This is a genomic window from Streptomyces sp. NBC_00459 (assembly GCF_036013955.1).
Classification (GTDB): Bacteria; Actinomycetota; Actinomycetes; order Streptomycetales; family Streptomycetaceae; genus Streptomyces.
The window spans coordinates 1,837,049-1,849,358 of record NZ_CP107903.1 but is presented as its reverse complement, the minus strand read 5'-3'; the positions used below and the strand labels follow the sequence as shown (position 1 = coordinate 1,849,358).

8 protein-coding genes and 1 tRNA gene are annotated in these 12,310 nt (G+C 72.1%); 4 read left to right on the top strand and 5 right to left on the bottom strand.

The window, feature by feature from the left end; all coding sequences use genetic code 11:
* Positions 1 to 30: 30 nt before the first annotated feature.
* Positions 31 to 3,906: a Pls/PosA family non-ribosomal peptide synthetase gene (locus tag OHN74_RS07965; RefSeq protein ID WP_327693817.1), complete on the bottom strand. Its 3,876-nt coding sequence runs from the start codon at positions 3,904 to 3,906 to the stop codon at positions 31 to 33.
* A 412-nt stretch (positions 3,907 to 4,318) separates the two neighbouring features.
* A tRNA-Leu gene (locus OHN74_RS07960) sits at positions 4,319 to 4,403 on the bottom strand.
* Between the two features lie 188 nt (positions 4,404 to 4,591).
* Here OHN74_RS07960 and OHN74_RS07955 point away from each other — a divergent pair.
* The 3 genes from OHN74_RS07955 to OHN74_RS07945 all read left to right on the top strand — a co-directional run bounded on the left by OHN74_RS07955 (position 4,592) and on the right by OHN74_RS07945 (position 7,724).
* Positions 4,592 to 5,926 (top strand): M20/M25/M40 family metallo-hydrolase, encoded by a 1,335-nt coding sequence (locus OHN74_RS07955; RefSeq protein WP_327693816.1) that lies wholly within the window; start codon positions 4,592 to 4,594, stop codon positions 5,924 to 5,926.
* A 222-nt stretch (positions 5,927 to 6,148) separates the two neighbouring features.
* A complete protein-coding gene (gene chpH, locus OHN74_RS07950) occupies positions 6,149 to 6,382 on the top strand; it encodes a chaplin ChpH (protein WP_053742306.1) in 234 nt (77 codons plus the stop codon).
* 133 nt (positions 6,383 to 6,515) lie between these two features.
* On the top strand, positions 6,516 to 7,724 hold the full coding sequence (locus tag OHN74_RS07945) for a chaplin (RefSeq protein WP_327693815.1): 1,209 nt from the start codon (positions 6,516 to 6,518) through the stop codon (positions 7,722 to 7,724).
* A gap of 125 nt (positions 7,725 to 7,849) precedes the next feature.
* On the opposite strand, the gene OHN74_RS07940 is transcribed toward OHN74_RS07945, so the two are convergent.
* On the bottom strand, positions 7,850 to 8,038 hold the full coding sequence (locus OHN74_RS07940) for a DUF5703 family protein (protein ID WP_327693814.1): 189 nt from the start codon (positions 8,036 to 8,038) through the stop codon (positions 7,850 to 7,852).
* 47 nt (positions 8,039 to 8,085) lie between these two features.
* Here OHN74_RS07940 and OHN74_RS07935 point away from each other — a divergent pair, with 47 nt between their 5' ends.
* Positions 8,086 to 8,808 (top strand): hypothetical protein, encoded by a 723-nt coding sequence (locus OHN74_RS07935; protein ID WP_327693813.1) that lies wholly within the window; start codon positions 8,086 to 8,088, stop codon positions 8,806 to 8,808.
* A 101-nt stretch (positions 8,809 to 8,909) separates the two neighbouring features.
* Here OHN74_RS07935 and OHN74_RS07930 read toward each other — a convergent pair whose 3' ends face one another.
* Together OHN74_RS07930 and OHN74_RS07925 are read right to left on the bottom strand one after the other, a co-directional pair.
* On the bottom strand, positions 8,910 to 11,207 hold the full coding sequence (locus OHN74_RS07930) for a helix-hairpin-helix domain-containing protein (protein WP_443060542.1): 2,298 nt from the start codon (positions 11,205 to 11,207) through the stop codon (positions 8,910 to 8,912).
* On the bottom strand, positions 11,192 to 12,175 hold the full coding sequence (locus OHN74_RS07925; protein WP_327693811.1) for an aldo/keto reductase: 984 nt from the start codon (positions 12,173 to 12,175) through the stop codon (positions 11,192 to 11,194). Before OHN74_RS07925 ends, OHN74_RS07930 begins: the two co-directional genes overlap by 16 nt.
* Positions 12,176 to 12,310 lie beyond the last annotated feature (135 nt).

Below are 12,310 nucleotides of genomic sequence, written 5' to 3'. Positions count from 1 at the left end.
CGGTACCCGAACGAGCCGCGCCCACCGCCTTCAGGAACGCCATGACTCGATCGGGTTGCCCAGCCAGCGGGTGTCGTCGGGAACGGACTCCGCCGCCATGACCAGCGACGCGGGACCCAGAGTGGACCGGGCCCCGACCGTGGAACCGGGCAGGACGATCCCGCCAGGACCCAGCGTCGCGCCCTCACGGAGGACCACAGTATCCGTCCGCAAGATCCGGTCGTGGAAGAGGTGTGTCTGGAGCACGCATCCCCGGTTCACGGTGGACGCGTCGCCCAGGGTCACCAGGTCGGTCTCGGGCAGCCAGTAGCTCTCCACCCAGACCCCCTTGCCGATGTGCGCGCCGAGCCCGCGCAGCCACGCCGACATCACCGGCGTACCCGGCACCGAACCCACGAGCCACGGCACGGCGACGACCTCGACGAAGGTGTCCGCCAGCTCGTTGCGCCACACGAACCCGCTCCACAGCGGATGCTCACCGGCGCGGTGACGCCCCACGAGCGCCCACTTGGCCACGATGGACAGCACACAGGCCAGGGCCCCGACAGCGAGCAGTACCAGCCCGCCCACCAGCCAGAACCACCCACCCAGCACGCTGAACGCGGCCACCGTCAGCACGGCCAGCCCCGCCGAGCAGAACACCGGCACGATCCGGAACAGCTCCACCAGCGCCCGCGCCCACAGCAGACGCGCCGGCGGATCGTACGTACGGCTCTGGTCGCCGCCGCTCGCCGACCGGGGCAGCTTCATCGGCGGCAGGCCCAGGTACGAGCTGCCCTTCTTGGCCTTCTTCGGCGTGGCCGAGAGGACACCGACCAGCCCGCCGTCGGGCACCGACCGGCCCGGCGCGGTCATCCCGGAGTTGCCCAGGAAGGCCCGCCGCCCGATCTCGGCCCGCCCGATCCGCAGCCAGCCGCCGCCGAGCTCGTACGGCGCGGTCAGGGTGTCGTCGGCCAGGAAGGCGCCCTCGCCGACGGTCGTCAGGCTGGGCAGCGCCAGCACGGTCGACACCTCGGCGCCGCGCCCGATCCGCATCCCGAGCAGCCGCAGCCACACCGGCGTGATCAGCCCGGCGTACAGCGGGAACAGGGTCTCGCGGGAACGGTCCATGAGCTGGGTGACCGTCCAGGCCTGCCAGCCGATACGGCTGTGCGTGGGATGCGTACCCTCGCGCAGGCCCAGACTCAGCAGCCGTACGGCGATCAGGAGCATCAGCGCATAGGCCAGGCCGAACGCCAGGGTGGCCGGTACCAGCGCGAGCGCGATGCCCCGCAGAGCGGTCCCGAGCCCGGCGTCGGGGTCGACGAACAGGCCCGCGACCAGCAGTGCGACCGCACCCGCCAGCAGCGGCAGCGCGCTCAACGCGAACCCGGCGACGCCGTACATCGCCCGCCAGGCCCGCCCGCGCTGCGGACGCTCCTTGGGCCAGTTCCGCTTGGCCTTGCCGAGCTTGTGGGCCGGTGCGCCGGCCCACCGCTGCCCGGTCGGCACCGTCCCGGCGACCGCCGAACCCGGCGCCACCTCCGCCCGCTTGCCGACGCGCGCCCCCGGGAAGAGCAGGCTACGCGTCCCGACGACAGCGCCGGCACCCACCTTGACCTGCCCGATCTCCAGTCGGTCCCCGTCCAGCCAGTGTCCCGACAGGTCCACCTCGGACTCGACGGCCGCCCCGCGCCCCAGCTTGAGCATGCCGGTGACCGGCGGCAGGGAGTGCAGATCGACTTCCGCGCCGACCTTGGCGCCCAGCGCACGCGCGTACCGCTCCAGCCACGCCCCGGTCAGAGAGGTCGCCCCGCTGAACTCGGCGAGCCGCTCCGCGGTCCACAGCCGCAGGTGCACACTGCCACCGCGCGGATACCGTCCCGGCTTCACCCCGCGCAGCAGCAGCCGCGCCCCACCGGCCGCGAGGGCGAGCCGCCCGGGCGGCGAGAAGAGCACGGCGGCCCCGGCGGCCACCGCCCACCACGACGTGGCCGGCGCCCACGGATAGGCCCCGAACCAGTGCAGTACGTTCCCGGCGGCGGCCAGCGCGACCGCCCACCGGAGCCCGAGCAGCGTGAACAGGGGGACCAGCAGCAGAAGCTGAACGGCCTTGGCACGCAGCGGAACCGGCGCGATGACCCGTCCGCTGGTGTCGTCCTGCGCGGACTCCTCCAGATGCCGGGCGAGCTTGCGCAGCACGGGCTGCTGGTAGATGTCGAGGACGGCCGCGCTCGGGTAGCGCGTCCGCAGCCGGGTGGTCAGCTGGGCGGCGCCGAGACTGCTGCCGCCGATCGCGAAGAAGTCGTCGTCCGCGCTGCCCACGGGGATGCCGAGGACCTCGCTCCACTGTTCGGCGAGCCAGGCCTCGGTGCCGTACAGCACGGCGGCGGGGCCGGTCTCCAGCCCCTCCAGCGGCCACGGCAGGGCGTTGCGGTCGACCTTGCCGGACGTGCGCGTCGGCAGCTCGGCGACCGGCGCGAGCATCGGCACCAGAGCGGCGGGCAGCTCGGCGCGCAGCCGCTCCACGGCGGTGGCCTGGTCCCAGCCCTCCTGCGTCACGACATAGCCGACCAGCAGCTGGTTGCCGCTGCGGGCGGTCCGTACGGCGGCGGCGGCACCGGCGACACCGGGCAGCCCCTGGAGCGCCGAGTCGACCTCACCCAGCTCGATACGGCGCCCGCCGAGCTTGATCTGCTCGTCGGCCCGCCCGAGGAAGATCAGCCCTTCGGGCTCGGCCTTGACGAGGTCACCGCTGCGGTAGGCCCGCTCCCACCCGAGGGATTCGAGGGGCGCGTACTTCTCGGCGTCCTTCTCCGCGTCGAGGTACCGCGCGAGTCCGACCCCACCGATCACCAGTTGCCCACTGGCGCCCATGGCGACGGGCTCGCCCGCCTCGTCGACGACGGCGAGCTCCCAGCCGTTGAGGGGCAGCCCGATGCGGATGGGCTCCTCCCCGGTCATCAGGGAGGCGCAGGCGACGACGGTGGCCTCGGTGGGCCCGTAGGTGTTCCAGACCTCGCGCCCCTCCGTCACCAGCCGCTGCACCAGCTCGGGCGGGCAGGCCTCCCCGCCGAAGATCAGCAGCCGCACGTCGTTGAGGGTCTCGGGCTCCCACAGCGCGGCCAGCGTGGGCACGGTCGAGACGACGGAGATCTCCTGCTCGACCAGCCAGGGCCCCAGATCGGCCCCGCTGCGGACCTGGGAGCGCGGTACGGGCACCAGACAGGCCCCGTAGCGCCAGGCCAGCCACATCTCCTCGCAGGAGGCGTCGAAGGCCACGGAGAGCCCCGCCATGACCCGGTCGCCGGGTCCCACGGGATCGTCGGTGAGGAACAGCGCGGCCTCGGCGTCCACGAACGCGGCGGCGCTGCGATGGCTCACGGCGACGCCCTTGGGCTTCCCGGTGGAGCCGGAGGTGAAGATGATCCAGGCGTCGTGCTCGACCCCGGGCCGCCGCGCGGGCAGCTCACTGCGCGCCCCGGGAACGGTGATCTCGCACCCGGCGCCGACGACGGCCCGTACCTCGGCCTCCCCGAACACCAGCTCGGCCCGCTCGTCCGGGTCCTCGGCGTCCACGGGAACGTAGGCGGCACCGGCGGCGAGGACGCCCAGGATGGCGACGTACAGCTCATTGGTGCCGGACGGCACCCGGACCCCGACGCGGTCCCCGAGTCCGACGCCCGCGGCGCTCAGCCGACGCCGTACGGCCTCGACCTCGACGGCCAGCGCCCGGTAGCTGAGCGCGGTGGAGCCGTCGTCGAGGGCGGGCTCGTTCGGGTACGAACGTACTGCGGCGTCGAAGATGTCGACGAGAGTGCGCGGCGAGGCGGCGGGCCCCGCGGAGAAACGTGCCTTGTCGCCGAACCGCTCGCGGATCTCTTCTTCGAGCAGACCGAGAGCACTGCTCTCGTGTGTGGCTGCCATCAGTCCTCGCGTCTCGTTCCCGGAAACCTCCGGGTCGCTGGCGGGGGCCCGCAGGTATGCCTGGGGTTGTCCGGCTCCAGCTCCGTTCCGTAACAAGCCGGAAATTTTAGTACGAGCCTATGCTCGCGCCAGTACGCATGCCTGGTGAGAGCGCCGTACGGGGGGTGCGCCGGACGTGCGGGAGCCGTGGCCGACGCGCTGACCTGGTGATCTTCAGGGACGCCCGGACGGACGAGATATCGCCCACACCCAGCGAAAAGGCGGCCAAATGGTCAGCGGGCGGTCCGTTTCCGTCCCCAACTGCCGCTCCGTCAGGGGCGTCATGGGCGCTGCTCGGCAGCGGCTCGGGGTGCGGTGGCGCAACGCAAAAGACCCCACATCGAGTGGGGTCCTGGCGACTGACGAGAGCAAGTGTCCGAGGGGGGACTTGAACCCCCACGCCCGATAAAGGGCACTAGCACCTCAAGCTAGCGCGTCTGCCATTCCGCCACCCGGACAAGGTGTCTGTCGCGCGGGGTTCCCCCCGTGGCGACGAAGGAAACATTACCAGGCTTTCCGGGGTGACCGATCACCCCCTGTCGCCGCGTGAACGGTGTGTGACGGGCCCGGACCGGCCTTTGGGAGCGACGGTTCGGCGGGGGAGGATGAGGGATGACCACCAGCAGGAACAGTGGGAGGTAGCACCGTGAGCGGGACGGGCAGGACAGACACGGCCAAGGGCGTCACCGGCGAGGACGAGGTCGTGGACCTCTGTCGCGAGCTCATCCAGATCGACACCAGCAACTTCGGCGACCACTCGGGACCGGGCGAACGCAAGGCCGCCGAGTACGTCGCCGAGAAGCTCGCCGAGGTGGGGCTGGAGCCGCAGATCTTCGAGTCGCACAAGGGGCGCGCCTCCACCGTGGCGCGCATCGAGGGCGAGGACCGGTCCCGGCCGGCGCTGCTCATCCACGGCCACACCGACGTCGTACCGGCCAACGCGGCGGACTGGACGCATCACCCGTTCTCGGGTGAGATCGCGGACGGATGTGTGTGGGGCCGGGGCGCGGTCGACATGAAGGACATGGACGCGATGACCCTCGCGGTCGTCCGCGACCGGCTGCGCACCGGCCGCAAGCCCCCGCGCGACATCGTCCTCGCCTTCCTCGCGGACGAGGAGGCGGGCGGTACGTGGGGCGCGCGGCACCTCGTCGACCGGCACCCCGACCTGTTCGAGGGCGTGACGGAGGCGATCGGTGAGGTCGGCGGGTTCTCCTTCACCGTCAACGAGAACCTGCGGCTGTATCTCGTCGAGACTGCCCAGAAGGGCATGCACTGGATGAAGCTGACCGTCGACGGCACCGCCGGACACGGCTCGATGATCCACAAGGACAACGCGATCACCGAGCTGTCGGAGGCCGTCGGCCGCCTCGGACGGCACAAGTTCCCCGTCCGGGTCACCAAGACGCTCCGCCACTTCCTCGACGAACTCGGCGACGCGCTGGGCACCGAGCTGGACCCCGAGAACATGGACGCGACGCTCGCCAAGCTCGGCGGTATCGCCAAGCTGATCGGCGCCTCGCTGCAGAACACCGCCAACCCGACCCAGCTGGGCGCCGGTTACAAGGTCAACGTCATTCCGGGCCAGGCCACCGCGCACGTCGACGCCCGATATCTGCCCGGCTACGAGGAGGAGTTCCTCGCCGACCTGGACCGCATCCTCGGCCCGAACGTGAAGCGCGAGGACGTGCACGCGGACAAGGCACTGGAGACCTCCTTCGACGGGGCGCTCGTGGACGCCATGCAGACCGCGCTGGTCGCCGAGGACCCGATCGCCCGGGCCGTGCCCTACATGCTCTCGGCCGGCACCGACGCCAAGTCCTTCGCGGACCTCGGCATCCGCTGCTTCGGCTTCGCGCCGCTGAAGCTGCCGCCGGAGCTGGACTTCGCGGGCATGTTCCACGGTGTTGACGAAAGGGTGCCGGTCGACGCGCTGAAGTTCGGGGTGCGTGTGCTCGACCGCTTCATCGGGGCATCCTGAATCCCGCGCCCGGGCCTGTGTTCCCGGGGGTTCCACCGGGTTCCCAACGTCTGCGAATCCGCCCGGAATTACCCGATTGAACGACACTCCAACAATCGTCCGCATGTGCGTGACTGACTGAGAAGAGTGAATGCGCTCATAGGGTCGTAGCCCTAATGCCCCCTCCTCGTTACTGGTGATGCGGTCCGCTACTCGGGATCGCATTGCCAACAAGGAGGAATAATGATCAAGAAGGTCGTCGCCGCTGCGGCTGCCACTGGTGGTCTGGTTCTCGCGGGTGCGGGCCTGGCCGTCGCCGATGCGGGTGCCCAGGGTGCTGCCGTGCACTCCCCGGGTGTTCTGTCCGGCAACGTTGTTCAGGTTCCCGTTCACGTCCCGGTGAACGTCTGCGGCAACACGATCTCCGTGATCGGTCTGCTGAACCCCGCCTTCGGCAACACCTGCGTCAACAACTGATGCTGCACCTCACTTCGTGAGGTTCTGACTCCCAGAGAGTCTGAGCCTGTCGGCCCCGGAACGCTTGCGCTCCGGGGCCGACAGGTCGTTCCGGAAGGTTCACGACACATCATGTGAAGGCAGGGATGCAGCAATGCGAGAGGTCACCCGCAAGGGCCTGATGACCGTGGCGGCCGCCACCGGCGTGATGGCCGCCGCCGGCGGCGCCCAGGCGCACGCAGACTCGGGTGCGAACGGCGCCGCCTCCAACTCACCCGGCGTGCTGTCCGGCAACACCGTGAGCGCGCCGGTGAGCGTGCCGGTCAACGCCTGCGGCAACACCGTGAGCGCCGTCGGCCTGCTCAACCCGGCGATGGGCAACAAGTGCGCCAACGGCGGAGGCGGCAAGGGTAGCGGCGGCCACGGCGCCCCGGGCGGACACGGCGACCAGGGCCAGCACGGCGGTCATGGCGACCAGGGCAACCACGGTGGTCAGGGGAATCACGGCAACCAGGGAGGTCATGGCGGCCAGGGAGGCCACGGCTCGTCCGGCGGATACGGCGACGACGGCGGTTACGGCGGGCACGGCTCACCCGGAGGGTACGGCGGCGGCTACGGCGGTCACGACGGGTACGGCGGCCAGGGCTGGTACGGCGACTCCGGCGCCCCGGGCGGCTTCGGATACCCGGGCAGCCCCGGCGGCTCCGGTGACTGGGCCGACTGGCACGGTTGGGAAGGCTCGCACGCCGGCGGATACGCCACCGACTCGCCGGGCGTGGGGTCCGGCAACCAGGTGGAGGCCCCGGTCGACGCACCGGTCAACCTGTGCGGCAACACCGTCGACGTCATCGGCATCGGCAACGCGGTGGCGGGCAACGACTGCTCGACCACCGGGGACCACGGCGGCGGCGGCCACCCGGCGCCGCCTCCGGAGACCGACGAGCCGTGCACGCCCCCCAGCGGCGGTCACGAGACCCCGCCCCCGCCCGGAAACCCGCAGCAGCCGGAAAGCCCCCAGCTTCCGGGCGGCCCCGCGCAACCGGGAACCCCGGGAACTCCTCAGGTCCCGGTCACTCCCCAGGTCCCAGTCACTCCCCAGGTCCCGGTCACTCCGCACCACCCGGGAACTCCGGCCCAGCCGGTGTCTCCGCTCGCACCGCCCAGTACCGCGCACGGTGTGACGCCTCCGGCCGGCCCCACGTATGTCGACCAGAACGGTGCACCGACGGTTCCGCAGCCCCGGGCCGCCGCGCAGCTCGCGCACACCGGTGGGGACCTGCCGCTGGGCGTTGCCCTGCCGATGGGCGCGGGCATGCTGCTCGCGGGCTCCGTGCTCTACCGCAAGGCACGCGCCTCGGCGTAGATCCGTACGGGAGATTCCGTACGAAAGGTACGAACGGGAGGAACGCGTCGCACGGTCACCGGGCGGCGTGCTGAACGGAGCGGGCCCCGCAGCTGCGGGGCCCGCTCCGTTTCCGCGCGGTCACCTCACCACGTGGCCCGTACCTGGCGGATGATCCGCCTCCGCAACCGCACCTTGCGGCTGCCGTCGCGGAGCAGGCTCAGGCGGTCCAACTCCCAGTGTCCGTACTCGGCATGGTCCGTGAGCAGACGTGTGGCCTCCTTGCGGGTGACCCCGCGTGGTACGTACACGTCGACAAATTCGTATTCCGGCATCGCATCTATTGTGCGGGCAGAGGCCCGGTACGGATAGCGTCTGCTCTATGTCTGATGCTGCGCAGCCCACCGCTGCCGAGGTACGCGCCGCCGCCGAGGCGGTCAAGACCGCGCTCGACCGCCACCTGGCGGCGGTCGAACGCCGGTCTGGGGAGGACGACCCCGATGTCTATGAGGCGTTCAACCAGCTGGCCGCGGCCGCCGAGGTGTACGACGAGCTGCTCTACGACCGTTATGACGAGGTCACCCCCTTCGAGATCCCGGGTACGGACGACGCACTGCCGCCGTACGCCGGCCCCGAGGAGCCGAACGCGCTGAGTGTGCTCATCCGCCGCGACTACGCCGTGGTGGAGCCGCAACGGCTGCTGGCGCAGGCCCAGCGGGTGGAGGCCGTGGACGACGACGGCGTGGGCGCCGAGGTCTCCGGCACGGTGCACGGGGCTCTTGGCATCCTGTTCGGCGAGTTCGAGCCGGACGAGATCGCCTCCCGGCACAAGGAGTTCGGCCTTGAGGAGGCCGACTCCACCCTGTGGGTGACGGCCTCGGACGAGCCGGCGGATCCCGGCGAGTGGCTGGAGGCTCCCTTCGACCAGGTCGACGCGGAGCGGGTGGTCTGCCGGTTCGACGTCAGCGCGGTCTTCGACGACGACGCCGACGTGATCGAGGACGACGACGACCTGCTGGAGGACGAGCTCGATCCGGACCTGGTGGCAGCGGGCCTGGACGAGGACGAGGACCTGGAGCCACTGGACGCCGATCGCCGGCGATAGCCGGCCGGCGAATCCGGCGTGACGTCCTGAGAGCGGCGGTCATGGGAGGCAGGGCTTCCCGTGACCGCCGCTGTGTCGTTCGTCCCCGTTCACCCGCCTGCTCAGGCGGTCGGCGGCACCTGGGCCCGGAGCAGGCCCGGCAGCCGGGTCGTACGGGCCTTCGCCGGGACCTCCGCGACCGCGCGGGGCAGCGCCTGGTCCACGCCGTGCACCACGGAGAGATGACGCTCCGCGCGACCGAAGGCGGTGTAGACCCAGGGCCGGGTCAGCGACGGGGCCGCGTCCCCGGGCAGCACCACGACGGCGGCCGGCCAGTGCAGCCCGACCGCCTGGTGGGCGGTGAGCGCCCACCCGTGCCGCACACTCGCCTCGACCCGCTCCTTCGGTACGACGACGGGGGCGCCGCCGCACTCCAGGTGCAGCCCGTCCGCGTCGGCCTTGACGACCTGCCCGGGCACCGTCCGTCCCGGCGCGGGGGAGTACGCGATCCGGTCGCCCGGGTCGAAGCCGCCGAAGCGGCCCGGGCCGGGGTTCAGCCGCTCCTTGAGGGCGGAGTTGAGCGCGCGCGTGCCCGCCGCGCCGCCGTGCCCCGGCGTGATCACCTGGGTCTGCTCCGGCGGTACACCGAGCGCCCTGGGCACCGAGTCCGCGACGAGCTGCACGGTCCGGTGCACCGCCTCGCCCGCGTCCCGCACGGGGACGATCACGACTTCCTTGCCCGGCGCCTCGACCTGGGTGAGCTCGCCGACGGAGACGCCCGAGACGAGTTCGCCGATCGGGCCGGGATCGGGTGTGCGCGAGACGATGTGCGGGCACGCGCGTGCGGCGAGCAGATCGGCGAAGACCCGCCCGGGTCCGGCCGACCACAGCACCGCCGGATCACCGCTCAGCACCAGCCGGGCGCCGTCCGGCAGCGACTCCACGACCATGGCCGCACTCTCCACGTCGAGCTGCGGCGCGTCCAGCACGACCAGCAGATCGACTTCGAACGCCCCCTCGGCGTCCCGCCCGGGCCCCTCGGCCCCGGCCAGCAGTCCCGCGACGGTGACGACGGAGTCCGACTCCGACCCTGGCTCCGAGACCGCGTCGGAGGCGTCCTCGGGCGCGGTCTCGGGCGCGAGAAGTGCCGCGAAACGGCGGCGCCCGTCGGGTGTGTGGGCCGCCGCGCAGACCCGCAGGCCCAGAGAACGGGCAGCGGCGACGAGGGCGGCCGGTTCGGCGCGTGCCGTGTCGCCGCCGCTGTGCAGCACGAGCCCGTGTCCGGCGACGGCACGGATCAACTCGGCCGCGGAACCGGAGCCCGACGCCCTGGCCGACGACTCCCAGTCCTCGGCCGCCTCCTTGGGCAGCGAGTTGACGATCCGGGCCAGCCCGTCGGCGAGGCTCTCCTCGGCGAGCGCGTACCGCTCCAGCCCGATGAGCACGCGAACAGGGCGCTCGGCGGCCTCGTCGTCAGCGTCGTCCTCGTCGGTTTGTCCGCCCGCAGCGGGTAGTGCGGCTTCCTCGACCGCGTCCTGGAACTCCAGGGCCTCGCCCTCCGCGACCGCGCTCTGTACGGCGGTGTCCGCGTCCGGCACGCCGCGCTGCGTGAGCGCGGCGGTCAGGGCGGAGGCGTCCAGCACCGTGTGTCCGGCCACGGCGGCCTGCTCCAGCAGCCACACCGTGAGCGCCCGGCCCCGCCGCTCGTCGTCCGGACCGCACTCGGCGCCGAGCAAGGCCCGCGCGAACCCGTCGGCCTGTTCGGGCCGCACCCCGGCGACCTGGAGCAACTGCCAGGGATCCGCGCGCAGTTGTTCGTCCGCTCCGGCGCCGAGCGCCGCCACGACCTGGAGCGCGAGGGTGTCCGGCGCGCCCCCTTCGGTCAGTACGCCCCGCACGGCCTCGACGGCTTCCGGAGTGGACGCGGTGTCGCCGACGGCGGGCGCGACGGGCTGGGGCCGCCTTGCGGGAACGGCCGTGGACGAGAAGGCGGAGGAGGGGGAGGTGGCGGGGGGGACCGAAGGTCGTGCGGCAGGGGTTCCGGGCCCGGACGTGGGCCGGGACTCCGGTGCGCGGAAGGCGATGGCCGCCGCGGGCTTCTCCCCGCTCTCCACGGCCCGGACGGCCGCCATCAGATCGGCGGCCGTCCCGCTGAGCTTGGTGCCGCTCGCGATCGGCCCCTTCTTCTCGGCCTTGCGCCGCTCGATCCGCTCCCGGAGCTCCCGCTGGGCGGCCAGTTCGGCCTCGGCCTCGGACAGTTGCCCGGCGACGCCACCGCTGTTCTCGGTGCTTTCTGCGGTCGCGGTCTGCTCGGTCGACGAATCGTCCGCCGTGTCCTGGGCGGCCTCCTCGGGGGTGCCCGGGGTCCCCGGCTCGGCTTCCTCCGTGGTGTCGGGCTCCGTGGTCACAGCGTGCTCCAGTCGTGATCGGGATAGCGGTGCACGGGTGCTGACACGTCGTCGAGCGCCCGGCAGATCTCGTCAGGAAGACTAAGGGTCTCCACTGACAATGCGGCCGTGAGCTGCTGCGCGTTGCGCGCGCCGACGATCGGGGCGGCCACGCCGGGCCGGTCGCGGATCCAGGCGAGCGCCACCTGCAACGGCGTCACCGCGAGTCCGTCGGCCGCCGTCTGCACCGCGTCCACGATGCGGCTCGCCGTGTCGTCGAGATACGGGGCGACAAAGGGCGCCAGATGCTCCGAGGCACCCCGGGAGTCCGCCGGGGTCGAGTTGCGGTACTTGCCCGTGAGGACGCCGCGGCCGAGCGGCGAGGAGGGCAGGAGTCCGACGCCCAGGTCGAGTGCGGCGGGCAGCACCTCGCGTTCGATGCCGCGCTGGAGCAGCGAGTACTCCAGCTGGGTGCTGGACAGCCGCGTCCGTATGCCCGGTGCCGAGAGCTGCCAGGTCGCCGCCTTGGCCAGCTGCCAGCCGCAGAAGTTGGAGACGCCGGCGTATCGGGCGCGTCCGCTGCTGACGGCGAGGTCGAGGGCCTGGAGGGTTTCCTCCAGGGGGGTGTCGGGGTCGTAGGCGTGGATGTGCCAGACGTCGACGTAGTCCGTGCCGAGGCGGGTGAGGGAGGCGTCGAGGGCGGCGAGGAGGTGGCCGCGGGAGCCGTCGACGCGGCGGTCGGGGTCGGGGACGCTGCCGGCCTTGGTCGAGATGACCAGGTCGCGGCGCGGTACGAGCCCCTCCATGAGCTGCCCGAGCAGATACTCGGCCTCTCCGTCGCCGTACACGTCCGCGGTGTCGACGAGCGTTCCGCCCGCTTCCCAGAACGCTTTCAACAGGGCCGCGGCGTCATGCTCGTCGGTGTCCCGGCCCCATGTCAGGGTGCCGAGTCCGATCCGGGACACACGCAGGCCGGTACGGCCGAGATGCCTCTGCTCCATGAACGCCGAGATTACTGGCCAGAGCTGACCAAGTGGGTTGCCTGTGGACAACGGTTTCCTCGCCCCCACCGCCCCTGCCCGTCCCATCCCCCGGGGGACCCAAACTCCGGGCCGGCGAGATCCACGCCCCATCGC